The sequence below is a fragment of the Alistipes sp. ZOR0009 genome (genome assembly GCF_000798815.1).
In the GTDB taxonomy this organism is placed as follows: Bacteria; Bacteroidota; Bacteroidia; order Bacteroidales; family ZOR0009; genus Acetobacteroides.
Genome location: NZ_JTLD01000014.1, coordinates 61,670 through 81,766 on the forward strand (window position 1 = coordinate 61,670; position 20,097 = coordinate 81,766).

Sequence of the window (20,097 nt, forward strand, 5' to 3'; positions counted from 1 at the left end):
GTAATCAAAAAGGGGTGACATCAGTCACCCCCTCTATAATTGATTGTTTGGTAAGCTAAACAAGGTTCGGTTCTAGCTGTGGACCCGAAGGTATAAGCGATTTTGCTGCATCATTATCGCAGTACTGCTTAAAGTTTTCAATATACATTCCAGCGAGACTAGTTGCCTTATGCTCCCACTCCTTAATATCGCTGTAAGTTTTACGAGGATCTAAAATATCAGAAACTCCTGGTAAACTCTTTGGTGCTGTGAGATTCATAATTGGGATGTGTACCTTCTCTGCGTTTTCGATAGAGCCATCAATTATTGCGTCAATAATTGCGCGAGTATCTTTAATGGAGATTCGTTTGCCTGTTCCATTCCATCCTGTATTAACTAGATAAGCCTTTGCTCCATGCTCTTTCATCTTCGAAACAAGGGTTTTGGCATACATTGTAGGATGAAGCGTTAAGAACGCTTCTCCAAATGCAGGAGAGAAGGAGGGAACAGGCTCTGTGATTCCACGTTCTGTTCCTGCTAGCTTGGAGGTGAAACCGCAAAGGAAGTGGTATTGTGCTTGATTTTCATCAAGAATAGAAACGGGAGGAAGTACCCCAAATGCGTCTGCAGAAAGATAAATAACTTTTTTTGCATGTCCAGCGCGCGATGGGAGCACAATCTTGTTGATGAAGTAAATAGGATAAGATACGCGAGTGTTCTCAGTTTTAGAGGCATCTGAGAAATCGGGTGTTCCATCTTCTTTAACCACCACATTTTCTAAAAGAGAGTCGCGGCGAATAGCATTCCATATGTCTGGTTCATTCTCTTTGCTCAGGTTAATGACCTTTGCGTAGCAGCCTCCTTCTAGGTTAAATACGCCTTTTTCATCCCAACCATGCTCATCATCACCAATTAGGAAGCGTTTGGGGTCGGCAGAGAGGGTTGTTTTTCCAGTACCAGACAAGCCAAAGAAGATTGCAACATCACCAGCTTCACCTACATTTGCAGAGCAGTGCATTGAGGCAATACCGCGAAGAGGCAGGTAGTAGTTTTGCATCGAGAACATCCCCTTCTTCATCTCTCCTCCGTACCATGTTCCTCCAATAACCTGCATCCGTTCGGTAAGGTTAAAGCAAACAAAAACTTCAGAGTTTAGACCTTGCTCTTTCCATTTGGGGGTAACGGCCTTAGAGGCGGCTAGTACGACAAAGTCTGGTTCTCCATAGTTTTCTAGCTCATAAAGAGATGGGCGGATAAACATATTGGTGACAAAGTGTGCTTGCCAAGCAACTTCCATTACAAAGCGCACCTTCAGTCGGGTATCTGGGTTTGTTCCCGAATAGGTGTCTACCACATAAAGTTTTTTCGAAGAGGATAGCTGATTTACCGCAATGCTCTTCAGGTCATTCCAGACTGCAGTATCCACTGGCTTGTTGATAACGCAATCCCACCAAATTGTATTTTCAGTGGTCGCATCCTTAACGATGTATCTATCTTTCGGCGACCGGCCTGTGAATTTCCCTGTATCTACAGATATGGCACCGGTGGTTGTTGGAATGCCTTTTTCGAAACCTTCATTTTTAGGATCGGTTTCGGCAATGTAAAGATCATCATAACTTGGGTTGTGGACGATTTCAAAATCACCAGCAACTCCATACTTGCGTAAATCTACTAGCTTACTCATAGGGGTAATTTCTATTATAGTTGTAGTTAGTTTAATGAAAAACCGCTTACAGTTTTTGTGTAAAACGTCAATATTCTGTTTCATAATGAAACTTCAAGATGTTATATGCTTAACAATAGTAAGCAGAACGATGCATCTATCAGCACACTACGGAAGAATTGAGTTCAAACGTTTGCATTAAAAAAGCTCTTTCAAAATACAAATTATTTACATACTGGTTGCCTTTTTCCTCATTTTGTTTAAAAAAGAGCTTATTTTTCTGTTGTTTCGTATTTTAAGGTAACGGGAGTCGTGATTTACTGCTTGTTTATCAGTTTTGTAGATTTTATGCATGCTTTTAAACACAAGTAAGGAGTGCTGTGTCATTTATTCTTTACAAACTTTCATAAAAGGCGATTTTTTTAGGTCGATTTTTATGAATATTCGGTATTTGTAAATATTAACAGGATGTTTTAGTGTTTTTTGATAGGCTATTTGTGGTGCTTGGCTTTAAGTATCTGCAAAAACTATCCAAATATAGAGTTAGCCTGTAACGAATTTGCTATTGTAGCGTCATATTGACATAATCAAAATAGTAATTGAAGAAAAGGTTAAGATTTCAATAAGCCGAAATGGAGTTTGTTCTTATAGCAATTTCCGGTTAAGCATAGATGGGCTGAGAAAATTTCTTTTTTTAAGAGGTTTTAGGATCTGTTTAAAAGGATGAAATGTAGGGCTGGATTTGACTAAGATAAGTTTAATGTAATGTCTTGATTTGAATTAATTTAACTTAATGGCTAGTGAAAGCTGAATCTTACCTTCCTGTTTTTGAAAAATAGCAGCAAATTTGCCATGTAGCGTACAACGGGTGTGGAAGACGAAATAAACCGAGTTAATACTGGTAATAAGTAGTTTAGTAACTATTTAAGATGAAGGAGGACAGCTGTGATAGCAGTCCTCCTTTTATGAAAGTGTTAATGCTAAATGTCGCTATTGCTTAGGTGCTCCACCACTTTGAAGCAGGCGTCCTTGAGTGAGATTGAAGCCATATGCAGGTTTTCGAGGAACTCCTCCTGTGTGGTCTTTTCCGAATCCATAAGGTCGGTTATTGATTTTATGCAAAAAAAAGGTTTTTCGTAAAGCGAGGCTACCCAAGCCATTGCTGCTGCTTCCATATCCTTTATTTCTCCTCCGATTTCGTTGATGGTGCGTTCATCAACTTCAGGCATGTCTAATGAATTACCTGAAGTAACCACGCCCTGCTTGAATCCTAGGCGTGCAGCCAATACCGAAGTGTTAAAGGTGGGGTATCGTCCCACTCCATAGGCGTCCCAACCAGGAATAGGAATACGGCGATCGTGGAAAACGATGTACTTGTGACTTAGGTAAACATTGCCAATCTGCGAGCCATTACGGGCAAACGCACCTGCAGTTCCTGCGTTAATAATCAAATCAGGGTTGAAATGTTCGATGGCTAGATGGGCCGCAAGTGTTGCGGGTTGAGTTCCCACTAGGTCGACCCCCAGTTGCTGATCTTTCCCGTTTACTACTACCATTAACTCGATATTTTTGTATACTCCTTTATAGGCAATTGGTGGAAGAGCTCCGAAAAGATTGGGATGGTGTATTAGTCCAAAATGCTCAATCAATGGTTTTGCTTCTGCTGGTATTGCTATGAGAAAGCAGAGTTTTGATACCTTCATTTTCATTTAATTAATTACGGTTCTGGCAAGATGGTGATTTTAATGCACCTCATTTTCCCCAAAAGTAGCGGCAAAAAAAATGATTTCAAAACAGATGTATTCCGCTTGCAATTCTAAATAAACGTGAACATCTTTAAACGTTAAAAAATTAAGTTGAGGGAATATGAGAAAGGGATTTTATGTGCTGCTTGTAGGAGTACTGGCCGTTTCGTGCGTATCTACCACGAAAGTATACCGTGCTCCGTTTTACAAGATGAATAAGAGGGATGTGGTGTATATTGAAAAAGCCGACTCATCATTTATTTACTCCGATGCGCAACTCGAAAAATATGGTGATGCCTACAAGTTTACTCCGGACAAAAAGGTCGAATCCTTTTATCGTATCGATAGCCTACTTTACAAAGAGCTGAAATCGCTGCGCTACAAGCCACAAATTATAGACAAGGGTATTCCAAAAGAGGCTAAAGGAATTATTATAACCTATAAAGATTACTGGATTAACGAATCTGATCCGTCATTTTACAGATTTTGGCTTAAAGGGATGTCGCTAAAAGATTCCTCCGTTTCGATGATCTATGAAGGTGCCGCCATTCAATCTACTGGCCGGAATACCCCTGTAAAGGAAGTTCGTCAGTCTATTTTGGAACTTATCACCCCGGGAATTGAACAGGAACCCGATGAGACTGAATACTATGTGAGTGCAGATGATGATATCTTTCCTAAATCTAAATTTTATCTTGCCGCCAACTATGGTACGGGTAAGTGTTTTGGTAACTCCCTTAGCAATGTCGATCCTTCGGAAGTAGCTCACCGTGATGCTTTAAAAAAGGGGACTATCTATAATGGCGATTTAGCCTATTTTTTTAAACCATTTTATGGCGCAGGTGTAACATTCTCGTCATTTGCATCAAGTACCGAGAAAGGGACAATTGTCGATCAGATTAATCCTAGTAAAAATAGGTACTTGTCTGACCAGATTGCTATTTCCTACGTTGGTCCTGCCTTTTATGTCCGTAACCTGTTTTTTAAAGGGCGTATGTCGGCCGTATTTTCCGCATCAGCGGGTTATTTATTGTACAAAGACACCCAAAAAGAGTATACTAAACCTGATTTTTCAGATGCTACACCGCTTAATAATAACATGTCGGCAAATGGTGCTGGTGGTAAATTGGGCGTTAGCCTCGAGTACATTATCACACCCAATGTTGGTGTTGGATTAAGCGCAGGGCTGGGACTTGGTCGTTTATCGGTTACTGATCCTCGTGCCACCGATAATCCTACACAAAAATTGTGGATGAACCATTTTTCTATAGGTTTAGGCTTGCGTTTATATAAATAAAAGCTCCTAAAAGGGCTCAATGTTAATATATTGAGCTCTTTTAGGAAATGTTATATTTTAAAGCAACCAAAATTTTTAGCCTTTTTCCTCAAGGTATTTCAGATGCTATTTTTCAAAAGCTAGGAACGCCCATTTGTTTCGTCTGTTTTCACCAACTTTCTTAAGTCGTAACGCTGCTGCAGATACTTCTATAGCAGGGATATCCTCCAGTAAAATACCACTAAACATGATGGTAGCACCTTGTTTCATCGATTGATAGTAGGTTGGCATATCTTTAATTAAGATGTTGCGATTGATATTGGCTAGTACTAAATCATATTTGTTTGGTGATGTGAGGAGGGAGGCGTCTCCGCAGAATACATTCATTTGGCCTGCAACATTATTGAATTGAGCATTTTCAACAGCACTCTCGTACGACCACGAGTCGATATCTATAGCATCAACCAGCGCAGCACCACGCATTGCTGCTAAAATGCCAAGAACACCTGTCCCTGTTCCCATGTCAAGCACATTTTTGTTCGTGCAGTCGTGCTTTAGAATTCCAGATGCCATTAAGTAGGTTGTTTCATGGTGTCCTGTCCCAAAGGCCATTTTGGGTTCCATTACAATGCGATAGTTGTACTCTTTCTCAACGTTATGGAAATGAGCTAAAAGAATACATTCGTCGTCTATAATAATGGGGTCAAAATTAGACTCCCATACGGCATTCCAGTTTTGGGATATAATTTTGGTATGCTCTATTGTCGGAGTACTTTGATGCTCTAATGTAATTTGCTTGATCGAATCAAAGACTACTTCATTAAATTCATTTTCTTGAATGTAAGCGTTAAAACCATGCTCTATATCCGTAAAACTTTCATAACCAGCATCACCTAGTTCTGCAACTAGTATTTCTGCCAATTCATCGTTGTAGGGAGTAAGCGTAACCTTTAGCTCTATGTAGTCCATTTTATTAGGTATGATAAATGATGGTGTAAAGGTAAGATTTAAGAGGTTAAGATGAAAGAGGGGAGAGATGAGGCAGGAGTGCTTTTGTTACGTGGATCAAGTTCAAAATGGTTTTGCATCGATCTATGTCCTATTCGTATTTCGTTTTTATGTTATATATCCGTTTTGGTAGTTTCCTGTTCGGATTGTTTTAATTTTGCCTAGAACATTTAGGTTCGTCAAAGAGTATCGCTATGGAAGAAAAAGATGCTAAAAGCGCATTGAGCGTAAATAGTGGCGTAGAACAACCACCAATTGTAAATCCCAACGCCTTCGCGCAATTTAAGCGTAAAAAACGGAATCCGTTGACTCTCGAAGAGTATGTTGATGGGATTCGTTCAGGGAATAGAACAATTTTAAGTCAAGCTATTACCTTAATAGAAAGCTCATTGCCAGAGCATAATGAGTTGGCTCAGCAAATTATAGAACGGTGCTTACCATATACCGGAAATTCTGTTCGTATTGGTATTACAGGAGTTCCTGGTGTTGGAAAGAGTACTTTCATTGAAGCCATCGGCAGTCAAATTACAGCTTTGGGTCATCAGCTGGCGGTACTTGCGATAGATCCGAGTTCCGAGCGTTCTAAAGGAAGTATTCTTGGAGATAAAACACGGATGGAAACATTGTGTGCTGATCCAAAGGCATTTATTAGGCCAAGTCCTTCGGCTGGATCTTTGGGTGGAGTGGCCCGCAAAACGCGTGAATCAATTATTCTTTGTGAAGCAGCTGGGTTTGACGTTATTTTTATAGAAACAGTTGGTGTTGGTCAGTCCGAGACTGCGGTGCATTCAATGGTTGATTTCTTTTTGTTGCTGATGCTGGCTGGTGCGGGAGATGAGCTGCAGGGAATAAAGCGAGGTATTATGGAAATGGCAGATTTAATTGCCATTACAAAGGCCGATGGCGCCAATGCCATGAAAGCGAAGTCCGCCAAAATTGAGTACCAAAGCGCTCTAATGCTATTCCCAGCAACAGAATCAGGTTGGAGTCCTTTGGTCGAAACGTGCTCGTCGGTTGATAAGGTTGGAATCATGAAGATATGGGAGCATATCGAGTCCTACACAAGTCTTGTTAAGAGCAATAATTTTTTCTACACCAGACGAAAAGAGCAGGCGAAGTATTGGATGATAGAGGCTATCAATAATAGCTTGATGAGAAATTTTTACGGGAATGAAGCAGTAAAAGAGAATCTCGAAATTTTGGAAGAGATGGTTTTGGAAGATAAAATAAGCTCATTTGCTGCAGCAAAAAAACTGCTTTCAATATATTTCAGTAGCCAAAAGTAGCTTTATCATATACTGGTTATACGGCTTTGAGAATACTTCTCGAGGCCGTTTTTTTGTATAAAAATGAGGCTCTTTGGGATTTTAAATCAAAATACTCCCGATTTTGTTAACTTGTGATTTTTATTTCTGCATTATGCAAGAATTAATTATTAACTAATAGTTTGAAAATGAAGAAGTATTTGTTCTTAGCATTAGTGGTGCTATTGCTAGCATCGTGCACCCAGAATCGTTATACGATTACCGGGGAGTTGAAAGGTAATGCTTTACCCACAAAAGTCTACCTTAAACTGTTAATGGGAGAGGATGAACCCAAAACGATTGACAGTGTAGATGTGAAGGATGGCAAATTTGTAATTAAAGGTACAGTAGAGTCTCCTGAGTTCGCCGTTTTACAGCTTACTAACGACATCTATTTTCCTATAATTTTAGAAAAAGGAGAGGTAAAGTTGGAAGCAGACCTCGACAAGGTGGCCGATTTTAAATTGTCTGGTACGGCTGGTAATCAGAAATTTGTTGAATTTAGAAACAGCGATAAAGCGTTTCGTTTTAAGATGGATTCAATCTATCAAAAATATGTAAATGCTCAGGTTGCTGGGAAATTAACCGCTGATCTAGATAAGAGTATCAAGGATTCGTATGATGCAATCAATCAGAGTCGTACGCTATTTGTGGAGAAGTTTATTAAGGATAATACAGGAAGCATCGCTTCTGCTGCTATTTTATCTCAAGAAAAGTACGGTTTAGCACCCGAAAAATTCGAGGAACTATTTAATGCTTTATCTAAAGATTTGGCGGAATGTCATGTCGTTAAGGCAATGCAAAAGGATGTAAGCATTTTAAAGGCAACTGCAGTTGGGCAGCCTTTCCTTGATTTTAAACTGCCAGATACTAATGGGAAAGAGTTCGCTTTTTCTTCGATTGCGGCTAATTCTAAGCTGGTGCTCCTCGATTTTTGGGCCTCTTGGTGTGGCCCTTGTCGTGCAGAAAATCCTCATGTAGTGAAGATTTACGAGAAGTATAAGAGTGTAGGCCTTCAGATTGTTGGTGTTTCTTTAGATGAGAAAAAAAGCAAATGGTTGGAGGCTATTCAGAAGGATGCCATTACGTGGATTCAACTTTCCGATCTGAAAGGGTGGAAATCTAGCGCTGCGGCCATTTATGGCGTAAAGGCTATTCCTGCAACATACCTTATTAGTGGAGGCAAAATTGTTGCTCGAGATTTGAGAGGAGATGCTTTAGATGCAAAGATTGCTGAAATTTTAGGAACTTCTGGCGGTAAGTAAGCATAGTTGAGTATATAGAAAACTCCATCATACGACTGTTTGATGGAGTTTTTATTTTTTGAAAAAGCGACTTTAATACAGGTTAATCCTATTATATTTCTAGGTTATCTCAGAAATACTAAATTTGTGGACTTCAATATATACAAAATACGGATAAGGATGGGGCATATTAGTATGGTAGACCTAAAAGGTCAGTACTACAAAATAAAAGATGAGATTGACAGCAAAATGCAGGAGGTTATTGATACCGCTGCGTTTATTAAAGGTCCTCAGGTTAGAACTTTTGAATGTCATTTGTCTAGGTATTTAAATGTAAACCATGTTATTACATGTGGTAATGGAACTGATGCATTGCAAATAGCCTTAATGGCTTTAGGGTTAAAGCATGGAGACGAAGTTATTACTGCAGACTTTACTTTTATTGCCACAGTTGAGGTTGTTGCTCTATTGGGGCTGAAGCCTGTTCTTGTAGATGTTGATCCCGAGACTTATACCATCGACATTGAAAAGTTGGAAAAGGCAATAACGCCACGAACCAAGGCTATTATCCCTGTCCATTTATTCGGTCAGTGCGCAGATATGGAGCCAATCCTACAGCTGGCTCATAAGCATAAACTGTTTGTTATAGAAGATACCGCGCAGGCAACTGGTGCCACCTATACTTTTTCGGATGGAACTGTGATGCATGCAGGTACGATGGGGGATATAGGAACTACCTCTTTCTTTCCTTCTAAAAATTTGGGCTGCTTTGGTGATGGAGGGGCATTATTTGTTAAAGATGACAATATTGCAGATAGGGTAAGAATGGTTGCAAACCACGGAATGAAGGTTCGCTACCATCATGATATGATCGGTGTTAACTCAAGGCTCGACACCTTGCAGGCTGCAGTTTTAGATGTTAAGCTGAAATATCTCGATCAGTATAATAAGGCTCGCTGCGCGGCAGCAGATTTTTACGATAATGCATTTGCTGATGTAGCAGGCGTATCAATACCTGTTAGAGCAGAAAACTCAACGCATATTTTCCACCAGTATACGCTCGTTTTAGACGCTTGGGTTAATCGAGATGATTTGATGAAATTTCTTGATAGCAAAGGAATTCCGTCTATGGTTTACTACCCAATTCCACTTCATAGGCAAGAGGCTATGGGGATTGCAAAAGGTAACGATAGAGATTTTCCTGTAACAGAGATGCTTTGTTCCCGAGTTTTTTCATTGCCAATGCATACCGAATTAGATGCTGAGCAGCAAAAGTATATATCTGATTCTGTTATTGAGTTTTTATCTCAAAATAAATAGGTTAGTCTATTCCTAATGGAAAAATATTTTGCACACGAAACAGCTGTAGTTGATGAAGGATGCAGCATAGGCGAAGGAACTAAAATTTGGCATTTTTCGCATATAATGGCTGGTTCCCAAATTGGGCGGCAATGTAACATTGGTCAGAATGTGGTAATTTCTCCCAATGTTATTTTAGGGGATAACTGTAAAGTTCAAAACAATGTATCCCTTTATACGGGAGTAATTTGCGAGGATGATGTTTTTTTAGGCCCTTCTATGGTTTTTACGAATGTAACTAATCCTCGTAGTGCTGTGAACCGTAAGAGCGAGTATCGAACAACAACGGTTGGAAAAGGTGCAACTATTGGCGCAAATGCAACTATAGTTTGTGGCCATGATATTGGCGCATTTGCCTTTATTGGTGCAGGTGCGGTTGTTACTAAGACAGTGCTACCATATGCGCTGGTAGTCGGGAATCCAGCCAGACAGATTGGATGGATGAGTGAGTACGGACATCGATTGGAGTTTGACGAGTCTGGTATTGCCGTTTGTCCAGAGAGCGCAGCTCGTTACAAGCTGATTAATGGGCTTGTAAGTAAAATGTAACGGAGTATTCTCCTTGTTTTAATGGAGGGAGCGTATCTAAAAAATATTGAACCATGAAGAATTTTGGATTGATAGGTGCTGCTGGGTTTATTGCAGTACGCCACCTAAGAGCAATAAAGGAAACAAATAATAATCTTCTAGCCGCTTTAGATAAGTTTGATAGTGTGGGGATTATTGATAGCTATTTCCCCAAAGCAGACTTTTTCGTCGAGTTTGAGAGATTTGATCGTCATTTTGACAAGTTAAAGCGCGCTGGACATAAAATTGATTATGTAAGCATTTGTACACCGAATTACCTGCATGATTCACATATCCGATTTGCTCTTCGTCAAGGTGCAGATGCCATCTGCGAAAAGCCGTTGGTTCTCAACCCTTGGAATATTGATGCTCTTGGTGTTATAGAGAAGGAAACTGGTAAAAAAATTCATAACATTCTTCAATTACGTTTACATCCTGCAATAATTGCTTTAAAGCAGCAAATTGAAAATGGACCAAAAGATAAAGTATACGACATTGATTTGACGTATATCACTAGTAGAGGTAACTGGTATTACACTTCTTGGAAGGGAGATGTTCAAAAATCAGGTGGTATTGCAACAAACATAGGGGTTCATTTCTACGATATGTTGACTTGGATTTTTGGAGAGGTTCAGCAGAATGTTGTTCATGTACTTGAGCCTAGTCGTTCAGCCGGTTTTCTAAACTTGAAAAATGCTCGCGTTCGTTGGTTTCTTAGTATCGATTATAATGATATCCCTCAAGAAGTAAAAGAAAAGGGTGCAAGAACATACCGTTCAATAACAGTAGAAGGGAATGAAATCGAATTTAGCGATGGCTTTACAGATTTACATACTGCAAGCTACAAGCATATTTTGGAAGGAGAAGGATTTGGATTAGAATGCGCTCGTCAGTCGATACAAATTGTGCATGATATCAGAAATGGAGCTCCTGTAGGAAAGGTGGGCGACTATCATCCTTTTGTAAAATAGAGTTTTGCTTTGATTTTGTTAGTTCTGGTTCTTTAGATGGAGTCATTTTCTTCCGAGATAGCAAACTGAATTCCAAGGAGGCCTGGTAGGTTGCACTACTTTTGTAGAACATCTAGTTAAAAGTCCCTTTTGTCACTAAGTTAATTTACAATGTACGAAAGATTAGTAAAAAAAGAAGCGACCCTAGGCGTTATTGGACTAGGATATGTTGGGTTGCCTATAGCATTAGAGTTTGCTCGTAAGTTCAAGGTTGTTGGCTTTGACATTAAGGAAGAGCGAGTTGAATTAATGAGGCGAGGTGTTGATCCTAGCCGAGAGTTGGCTGCTGAAGCCTTTGCTGATGCGGATATCCTTTTTACTTCCGATGTTGAAACGCTAAGGAATGTAAACTTTTTTATAGTCGCTGTTCCTACACCAATCGATGCCCACAATCTTCCCGATTTAAAGCCATTATTGGCGGCTACTCGTACAGTTGGTAAAGTGCTAAAAAAGGGAGATTATGTAGTTTTTGAGTCAACTGTATATCCTGGTTGTACAGAAGAAGATTGTATTCCTCTGCTTGAGCAACTTTCTGGACTAACATATAATGAGGATTTTAAGGTAGGTTTTTCCCCCGAAAGAATTAACCCTGGAGATCATATTCATACGCTAACAAATGTAATTAAAATAACCTCAGGAGGGGATTCTGAATCTGCCGAACAAATAGCCAAAACCTATGAAGCTATTATAAAACCAGGGGTTCATAGGGCTAGCTGTATAAAGGTTGCGGAAGCTGCTAAGATTATCGAAAATACTCAGCGCGATATAAACATTGCGTTTATGAACGAACTGTCTATTATTTTTAGCAGAATGGGTATTAATACATTTGAAGTTCTAGAGGCTGCAGGAACAAAATGGAATTTCTTGAAATTTTTCCCAGGATTGGTTGGGGGCCATTGTATCGGAGTCGATCCGTACTACTTATCCTATAAGGCCAAAGCACTTGGCTATCATGCTCAGATAATTAATTCAGGTCGTTTTATAAACGACTCTATGGGAGGCTACATTGCCAAGCAGATAGTGAAAAAGGTAATTGCTGCTGACAAGGAGGTTAAAAAGGCTAAGATCTTAGTAATGGGAGTAACCTTCAAGGAGGATGTTGCCGATATCAGAAATTCAAAGGTTGTAGATATCTACAATGAACTGAAATCTTACGGTATTCAGCAGATTGACGTGGTTGATCCATATGCTTCATCTCATGAAGTTTTTGAGGAGTACGGATTTTCGCTAAAGGAACAGGTTGATGATAAGTATGATGCAATTATAGTTGCCGTTTCTCACAAGGATTATATTTCGTTGGATTCCGAATATTTTAAATCAATAGCGGCTAAAGGCTGTGTGTTTGTTGATGTAAAAGGCATCTTTAGACAATTGAGAGATCAATTTACCTATTGGAGTTTGTAGTCGAAAACATATTAACGTAGGAGGGGATTTCGCTGTTTCTTATTATTTAATGGAATATTTTGGGGTATTCTACAAAATATAAGTAGTAGTTATATCTAGTTCCGAATACAAAGAGCGATATATTTCGTAGGCATGAGACTTATGAAATTCGAAAAGAAAACTCTTAAAAATAGAGATAAGGACTGTCCAATTATATATTGGACAGTCCTTTTTCTTTAATTAAGTATCTTTATATCATCTATAAAAAGGGCCTTTTGGCTAGATATTGTAACAGAGCAGGAAGCATTACCTGCTTTTTGGAAGACTGCACTTATTTCTTGAAATTCATTAAGCATTACAGCCGTATATGAGAGACTCTTTTCGATTGCCCCAACTTTAATTGTTACGTCCGAAAGAATAGTTGTCCAACCTTTAATTTTAATTTTGACTGTAACGTCTCCGCTGTTGGCTGAAAGATTTAATGGGATGGTTGTTATGCTGCCATTCGTACTCGCTGTTCCAACTTTTATTGCTCCTCCTGCCTTTTTTATGGTTGTTAGGTTCGTAAAATTTCCATTACCTTCCCAGTCGGTATTGGAGCCAGAGGTACTAGTGCTACTGCCTGTTAGTATAGCATCAAAGTTTTCTTGCATTATTAAAGTCTGATTTTGGGTTGGAGTATTTGGATCTATAGTGAAAGTTTCCCCAATTTCATTAACCGCATCGCTTCCTGAAATCGAAATTGTGACTGTTGCCTGATTAGATTCAGCTATATCAACTGTTAGGGTTAAAAGATCCTGTGCTGCGAGGACGTAACTTTTACTGAACACTCTTTCTCCAATTTTTACTTTGGATGTAATATTCCCTGCCGCAAAGTATCCTATCTTTGATTCTCCATTTGCATAAAATAAGCTGTCGGAACCTTGATTTATTGTTGTAGAATAGGTAAGATAATTGTCTGCACAGTATTTCTTAAATTTATCAGTATAAACAACTTTAACCCCTGCATTTGTTTGTAGGCAGATGAGGTTAAGAGATGTTGTCACACCTGCACTTATCGAAAAGTCTTTTGAAGCACCGTATATAGGTGCTTCAAATTGTGGTAACAAAAGAGTTGGTGAGGATACGGTGATGCTATACTCCCCTTTAGTTAGTTCTAAAGGGGTATTAAGTAGTGCAACTTTCCCTTCGACCTTAAAGGTCGGATCAGTTTTCCCTCGAATTGTAAAATCATAATCAGCAACAATCAAGACTCCTTTAAATCGAACTAAAGGATCTACAGCTGCTCTTAAATCTAAGTAGCCTTTACTATAATTTTCTTTCTTGATCTCATCTTTGGTGCATTGAGCTAAAAATAAAACAGCCAATGCAAAAAGCGCAGTTGCAATTTTCATTGAGGTTTTAGTTAAAAAATTAGAAATTAACTAAAAAACAACGATTTTATGCGATTTGTTGAAATTTTAAGTGGAAAATTATGCAAGTACCGGCTGAAGAAAAAGTTATTTCCCTAGCCTGTAGCATATATTAATCCCACCCTTATACGGCAAATACTCTTCGCTTCCGTTTAATTTAATAGGGCTGCCATCTGCATAGTTTGGCTTTTGCCCGTCTGGAAAGGTATATCTATCATGCATGGTCCATGCTCGACCTCCTCCTACAAAAACTTCGGCCATCCATCTATCGTTAAATTGATATTCGTAGCCTAATGTAACTCCTGCAAGCATTGTCCACGAATAATCAAATATATTGGTATTCTTATAATCACTATCTAACCATCCCGGTTTTGACATTCTCGACATGGCGTAACCAAAATTAATGCCGCCATAAAAACCGTGAAACTTCTCCTTTAAAAAGTAGCGTCCTTCGGGCATCACCATTAAAATACGCATTGGACCACTTGTCGATGTTTCGTTTTTAAAAGTGGCCAGAACATCAAACGAAAAGGTCCAATGGTTGGATATGGCTGTTTCTACTGATGGATTAACCCCTCCGATGAAGGGTGTTGCTAAGTTGAATTTTGCGTAAGTCTGTCCAAAAGAGGGGATTGATACGCAGAAAAGAATAAAAATGAGAAATCGTTGCATAAAAGTAGTTATGGATAATGTTTATTAAACAAAGAAAGACAATAAATCAAATAGGTTGAAAATGGGATTTGTATTTTATCATAAAAGTGAATATTTATCTATGTGTAAGGTTAGTGAAGAGGACGGAACGTATATGCGAAGAATTTAAGGAATTCATAAAAAAGAGATTCTTCTTGCGGTCCGTGTTCGATCTAAGTTAAAAACCATTATCTTTGCAGCACTTTTGTGGAAATATGTGTAGCCAAAATGCACGTTGTTTTGGTCAAAATTCATATATAAACTCTTTGTTGATCAGCCGTTTCTGTTTTAGTGGCTGTAATCGACGAAGCTTTGCTGTAAATAAATTTTGAGTAACGTTAATTAAATAATAAATGATACAAAAGGTTAGTTTTATACTTGCAATATCTTTGTCTATCTTACTAATTTCTAATGAGGTAATGTCGCAAAACATTACTCCAGATATGATCGAAAAGGCAAAGGCTGCAGGTGTTTCTCAGCAGCAAATTGATGCAGCCTTGAAGCAGCAGCAGCAAGGTAATGCACCCTCTACAGTAGTTGCAAAACCTCGTGTTAATACATCTAGCATCGATCGTAATTCTAGAGCTGATAGTATTTATGCTACTCAGCTAAAAGAAACGGGACGGGCAGTAGAAGACTCGGCCAAAAAATTAATGGTTTTTGGTCGTGAAATCTTTAAGCAAAAGAATCTAACCTTTACTCCTAATTTTAACCTAGCAACGCCTAAAAGTTATCGTATTGGTCCGGGAGATGATCTTATGATTAACGTATATGGAGCTTCTGAAGATAATATTCAGCAAAAGGTAAGTGCAGATGGGAAAATTGTAATTCCAACTTTAGGACCAGTTTCCTTGTCAGGACTTTCTATAGAGGGAGCCGAAAGTAAGCTTAGGTCTGCGATGTCTAAAATTTATGGAGGACTAAATAGTGGCTCTACCCATTTAACACTTTCGCTAAGAAATATTCGTAGCATTAAGGTAAATATTGTTGGCGAGGTGGTTGTTCCTGGAACCTACACACTCCCTTCGTTAGCAACTCTATTTAATGCTCTTTACATGGCTGGCGGGATAAATGATATTGGATCTCTTCGTAGCGTAAAGGTATATAGAGGAACAAAATTGGTTGGTGATCTTGATGTGTACGATTACTTACTAAATGGTCAGTTTGGCTCTAATGTTAGGCTCGAAGATAACGATATGATAGTTGTGTCTCCTTATCAGAGTTTGGTTTCGTTGACAGGTGCTGTGAAGAGATCGAGAATTTTTGAGCTAAAAAAGGGGGAGACGTTAAACGATGCTATTCGATTTGCTGGTGGATTTAAAGCTGATGCCTATTCCCAAAATGTTTTAGTAAAACGGAGCAACGGTCGTCAGTACGAAATACATACTATCGAAAATGCAGACTTTCCCAAATTTAAATTGCAAGATGGAGATAGCGTTGGTGTTGGTGTGGTTGTAAAAACTTTTGCTAATAAGTTAGAAATTAGAGGTGCGGTTTACCGTCCTGGTATTTATGCTCATAACGAGAAAATTGCTACCGTTAAGCAGCTTATTGATAAAGCGGAGGGTGTTAGAGGGGATGCTTTCTTGACTAGGGCTCAAATAACCAGAGTGCTTCCTGATTCTTCTAAGCAAATGGTGGCTGTTGACTTATATGCTTTACTTAACAATAAAACAGGCGATATAGAGCTTCAGAATAAGGATGTTCTTTATGTTCCCTCCATATACGATCTGCAGAGAGATTTTAGAATCTCGATAAATGGTGCCGTTTCTAATCCAAAATCGTATGATTACAAGAAGGATATGACTGTTGAGGACTTAATTGTGATGGCTGGTGGTCTAAAATATGATGCTTCTTTAAAGCGGATAGAGGTCGCAAGACGAATTCGTGATCCGTATTCATTAACACCCACAGAAAAAACGGCCGAGATCTTTGAGTTTGATATAAATTCCGATTTGACAATTTCAAGTGGCGCTAAATCTTTTGTTCTGCAACCTTTCGATGTCGTTACTGTTCGAACATCTCCTGGATACGAGAAGCAGCAGTCTGTAACCTTAAAAGGTGAAATTGTTTTTGGAGGTGATTTTGTTCTTTCTTCAAAAAACCAGCGTATTAGCGATGTTGTAAAAAATGCTGGAGGTGTTACTCCTCAGGCCTATATAAAAGGTGCTCGATTGTCTCGTAAGATGACCTTTGACGACTCTCTAAGGGTTATTAATATGTTAAAGATAACAGCCAATAATAAAAGGGATTCGGTTGATTTTAAAAAGTTGGATTTAGGTTCTGAATATTATGTCGGAATTAATTTGGCTGAAGCTCTAAAAAATCCAGGTTCCGAAGCAGACGTTATTTTAAAAGATGGCGATGTTATTAACGTGCCTCAATTTAATAATACGGTAAAAATTAGCGGAGCAGTGCTATATCCCAACACGGTTTCGTTTAGTAGCAGCTATTCTTTAAAAGACTATGTTTCCATGGCAGGAGGGTATGGAGATGGTGCTAAGAAGAGGAAAGCGTTTGTCATTTACATGAATGGTATGGCCGCACGGAAAAAATGGCTTTCTTCTCCTCGAATAGAACCTGGTTGCGAAATTGTGATCCCCAATAAACCGAATAGAAAAGGAACCTCGGCAGGCGAAATATTGGGCTATACTACATCTGTAGCTTCAATCGCAGCTATGATGGCTACATTCTACAATGTGTTTAAGTAGATGTTGATAATTAGGTTAGTAGTTAGTAGGAAATCGTTAGGCGACTCCTAATCCTCTATTAACGATTAACATCTGCCAACTCCCGACTCCCGATTATATGACACACAAAGACCTTGACGTTTGGAGATTATCAATGGAGTTGGTGGTTGATATTTATCAAATTACAGAAACTTACCTAAGTCTGAAATGTTTGGTTTAACCTCACAAATCCGTCGAGCCTTAGTATCTGTACCATCAAATATTGCAGAAGGGGCACGAGGAAGAGTTTAAAGGAATATGTACAATTTTTTTATGTGGCTTTAGGATCAGCTTCGGAGGTCGATACTCAATTGGAGCTGATAAAACGACTTGGATTTGCAGAAATTTCTATTGAACTCCTCGATAAAATAGAGCACGTAAAGAAAATGCTACTTAATCTAATTAAAGTACTAAAAGAGAAGGAAGAGAAGCGTTAGTCGTTAGTAGGTTGTAGTTAGTCGACTTCCGATTCCCGATTAACGACTCCTGATCAACACAGAAACACAAAGATACAGAGATACCCAGAGTCAAATCGGAGTTGTCATTTCGACTCCCGACTTCCGATTCCCGACTCCCCAATACAGAAAACAATAAGCAAATGACCAATACTCCAAACAACCAACAAACCCCAATTGAAACTCCGCCAACAAAAAAATCCGGCGAAATAGAAATCGATCTTCTGGAAATTGCCCGTAAACTTTGGGATAATCGAAGATTTATACTAAAGGTTACCGCAATTTTTGCTGCAGTAGGACTATTTGTGGCCATTTTTTCGGCTAAAGAGTATACCTCTAGTGTCACTATGGTTCCTCAATTAAGCGATGGTAAAAGCAAGGCTGGAGGCTTGGCAGGTTTGGCTGCAATGGCAGGGGTTAACCTTGGCGATTTAGGAGGAGGAAGCGAACTTTCTCCAACTATCTATCCCAAAATAATGGCTAGCGTTCCTTTTAAGAAGGATTTAATGCATACCAAGGTAAAATTCGAGAATATACCACACGAAATTACCCTTTACGACTACTATACCAATAAGGATTATCAACCGTTCAATCTACTTAATACAATAAAGAAGTATACTATTGGGTTGCCTGGAGTAATTCTAAAAGCCATGAAAGGGGAAAGTCGGGAGTCGGGAGTCGGGAGTCGCGAATCGAAATACCTGAGACTTTCTCAAAAGGAAGAAGCTGTAGCCAAGATCTTGTCTTCGAAGGTTTCTCTAGCAATCAATGAAAAGGAGGGAACTTTGAATCTTACGGCCAATATGTCAGAGGCATTGGTTTCTACTCAGGTGGTAGAGGCTGCACGCTTGCTTCTGCAGAAGTATATAACAGATTTCAAGGTGGATAAGGTTAAACAAAACCTTGATTTTATACAACAGCGTTACAACGAAGCAAAAAGAAATTTCGAACAAAAGCAGATGCAGCTGGCAGCCTTTAAGGATGGTAACCGTAATGTAATATTGGCTTCTGTACAAACGTCTGGAGAACGTCTTAACGCTGAGTATAGCTTACTATATAGCGTCTATTCCGAGTTGGCAAAGCAGCTGGAGCAGGCTAAAATTAAGGTGAAGGATGCAACACCAGTATTGACGGTTGTTGAGCCTGCGGTTGTGCCTAATCAGAAATCGAAACCTAATCGGCCTCTGATCCTAATTGGTTTTGCTTTCTTTGGAGGATTTATTGCGGTTGGTTTCCTTTTGTTTAAGGAGTTAAAAAATAATTTTATAGCGAATAAACACAAGAATAATGAATAAGGTATTGGTAACAGGTGCTGATGGATTTATTGGATCGCACCTTACAGAAATGTTACTTGCAGAGGGCTATAAGGTAAAGGCTCTATCACAATATAACTCGTTTAACTATTGGGGATGGTTGGATGATATTAAGCATCCTAATCTTGAAGTTGTAACTGGTGATGTTAGAGATCCTCATTTTTGCAAGCATATTACAAAGAATGTAGATACAATATTTCATTTAGCTGCACTTATTGCAATTCCTTATTCTTATGTTGCACCTGATAGTTACGTTGATACCAATGTAAAAGGGACGCTAAATATTTGTCAAGCTGCAAAAGAAAATGGGGTTAAGCGAGTATTGGTAACTTCAACATCAGAAGTTTACGGTACTGCACAATATGTCCCAATTGATGAAAAGCATCCAAAGCAGCCGCAATCTCCATATTCAGCATCTAAAATAGGTGCTGATATGATGGCAATGAGCTTCTATAATGCGTTTGAGTTACCTGTAGTTATTGTAAGACCGTTTAATACCTATGGACCTCGCCAATCGGCAAGAGCAATAATTCCTACTATTATTGCTCAAATTGCTAATGGAATTAAGGAAATAAAGTTAGGAGATTTAACTCCAACTCGCGATTTTAACTTCGTAAAGGATACATGTCGTGGTTTTATTGAATTATCTAAGTGTGATGAAGCAATAGGGCAAGAGGTGAATATTGCCTCAAACTACGAAATATCGATGCGCGATACATTGGAACTAATTGCTAAGATTATGGATGCCGATGTTAAGTTTGTAGAAGATGAACAGCGTATCAGACCTCAAAATTCGGAGGTGTTCCGCTTGTGGGGAGATAATACGAAAATCAAAGGATTAACAGGTTTTTCTCCAAAATATAGCATTGAAGAAGGTTTAAAGGAAACCATAGAATGGTTTAAAAATCCTGAAAATCTTAAAAAGTATAAGGCCGGGATTTATAATATCTAATAGTGGAT

At 38.9% G+C, this 20,097-nt stretch carries 15 protein-coding genes and 1 pseudogene; 11 read left to right on the forward strand and 5 right to left on the reverse strand.

The window, feature by feature from the left end:
* Positions 1 to 55: 55 nt before the first annotated feature.
* Entirely contained in the window at positions 56 to 1,663 is a 1,608-nt protein-coding gene (pckA, locus tag L990_RS04530; RefSeq protein ID WP_047446138.1) for a phosphoenolpyruvate carboxykinase (ATP), read from the reverse strand.
* 959 nt (positions 1,664 to 2,622) lie between these two features.
* Positions 2,623 to 3,345, reverse strand: coding sequence for a hypothetical protein (locus L990_RS04535; protein WP_197057235.1), 723 nt, complete (start codon positions 3,343 to 3,345; stop codon positions 2,623 to 2,625).
* Between the two features lie 163 nt (positions 3,346 to 3,508).
* Here L990_RS04535 and L990_RS04540 point away from each other — a divergent pair, with 163 nt between their 5' ends.
* On the forward strand, positions 3,509 to 4,684 hold the full coding sequence (locus tag L990_RS04540; protein WP_047445962.1) for a hypothetical protein: 1,176 nt from the start codon (positions 3,509 to 3,511) through the stop codon (positions 4,682 to 4,684).
* A 105-nt stretch (positions 4,685 to 4,789) separates the two neighbouring features.
* Here L990_RS04540 and prmA read toward each other — a convergent pair whose 3' ends face one another.
* Complete coding sequence (gene prmA, locus L990_RS04545; RefSeq protein ID WP_047445964.1) at positions 4,790 to 5,632, reverse strand: 50S ribosomal protein L11 methyltransferase; 843 nt, start codon at positions 5,630 to 5,632, stop codon at positions 4,790 to 4,792.
* A 233-nt stretch (positions 5,633 to 5,865) separates the two neighbouring features.
* On the opposite strand from prmA, the gene meaB reads away from it, so the two are divergent.
* The 6 genes from meaB to L990_RS04575 all read left to right on the forward strand — a co-directional run bounded on the left by meaB (position 5,866) and on the right by L990_RS04575 (position 12,559).
* Complete coding sequence (gene meaB, locus L990_RS04550) at positions 5,866 to 6,957, forward strand: methylmalonyl Co-A mutase-associated GTPase MeaB (RefSeq protein WP_047445967.1); 1,092 nt, start codon at positions 5,866 to 5,868, stop codon at positions 6,955 to 6,957.
* Between the two features lie 167 nt (positions 6,958 to 7,124).
* The gene (locus tag L990_RS04555; RefSeq protein WP_081981594.1) at positions 7,125 to 8,240 is read left to right on the forward strand and encodes an AhpC/TSA family protein; all 1,116 of its coding nucleotides are present in this window, start codon (positions 7,125 to 7,127) and stop codon (positions 8,238 to 8,240) included.
* 159 nt (positions 8,241 to 8,399) lie between these two features.
* The gene (locus L990_RS04560) at positions 8,400 to 9,539 is read left to right on the forward strand and encodes a DegT/DnrJ/EryC1/StrS family aminotransferase (RefSeq protein ID WP_047445969.1); all 1,140 of its coding nucleotides are present in this window, start codon (positions 8,400 to 8,402) and stop codon (positions 9,537 to 9,539) included.
* Between the two features lie 15 nt (positions 9,540 to 9,554).
* Positions 9,555 to 10,127, forward strand: a complete 573-nt coding sequence (locus L990_RS04565; protein ID WP_047445971.1) for an acyltransferase — start codon at positions 9,555 to 9,557, stop codon at positions 10,125 to 10,127.
* A gap of 53 nt (positions 10,128 to 10,180) precedes the next feature.
* Complete coding sequence (locus L990_RS04570; protein ID WP_047445973.1) at positions 10,181 to 11,116, forward strand: Gfo/Idh/MocA family oxidoreductase; 936 nt, start codon at positions 10,181 to 10,183, stop codon at positions 11,114 to 11,116.
* A gap of 150 nt (positions 11,117 to 11,266) precedes the next feature.
* Positions 11,267 to 12,559 carry a nucleotide sugar dehydrogenase gene (locus L990_RS04575; RefSeq protein WP_047445976.1) on the forward strand — a complete coding sequence of 431 codons (1,293 nt, stop codon included), beginning with the start codon at positions 11,267 to 11,269 and terminating at the stop codon, positions 12,557 to 12,559.
* A gap of 215 nt (positions 12,560 to 12,774) precedes the next feature.
* Here the strand turns inward: L990_RS04575 and L990_RS04580 are convergent, their stop codons facing one another.
* Both L990_RS04580 and L990_RS04585 read right to left on the reverse strand, forming a co-directional pair.
* Positions 12,775 to 13,932 (reverse strand): DUF4493 domain-containing protein, encoded by a 1,158-nt coding sequence (locus L990_RS04580; RefSeq protein ID WP_047445978.1) that lies wholly within the window; start codon positions 13,930 to 13,932, stop codon positions 12,775 to 12,777.
* 105 nt (positions 13,933 to 14,037) lie between these two features.
* The gene (locus tag L990_RS04585; protein WP_047445980.1) at positions 14,038 to 14,622 is read right to left on the reverse strand and encodes a DUF3575 domain-containing protein; all 585 of its coding nucleotides are present in this window, start codon (positions 14,620 to 14,622) and stop codon (positions 14,038 to 14,040) included.
* Positions 14,623 to 14,993: 371 nt separating this feature from the next.
* Here L990_RS04585 and L990_RS04590 point away from each other — a divergent pair, with 371 nt between their 5' ends.
* The 4 genes and pseudogenes from L990_RS04590 to L990_RS04605 all read left to right on the forward strand — a co-directional run bounded on the left by L990_RS04590 (position 14,994) and on the right by L990_RS04605 (position 20,089).
* Entirely contained in the window at positions 14,994 to 17,351 is a 2,358-nt protein-coding gene (locus L990_RS04590; protein WP_047445982.1) for an SLBB domain-containing protein, read from the forward strand.
* A 186-nt stretch (positions 17,352 to 17,537) separates the two neighbouring features.
* Positions 17,538 to 17,806, forward strand: a pseudogene (locus L990_RS04595) (four helix bundle protein).
* Between the two features lie 161 nt (positions 17,807 to 17,967).
* A complete protein-coding gene (locus L990_RS04600) occupies positions 17,968 to 19,119 on the forward strand; it encodes a Wzz/FepE/Etk N-terminal domain-containing protein (protein ID WP_081981595.1) in 1,152 nt (383 codons plus the stop codon).
* A complete protein-coding gene (locus L990_RS04605) occupies positions 19,112 to 20,089 on the forward strand; it encodes an NAD-dependent 4,6-dehydratase LegB (protein ID WP_047445984.1) in 978 nt (325 codons plus the stop codon). Before L990_RS04600 ends, L990_RS04605 begins: the two co-directional genes overlap by 8 nt.
* The last annotated feature ends 8 nt before the right edge of the window (positions 20,090 to 20,097 follow it).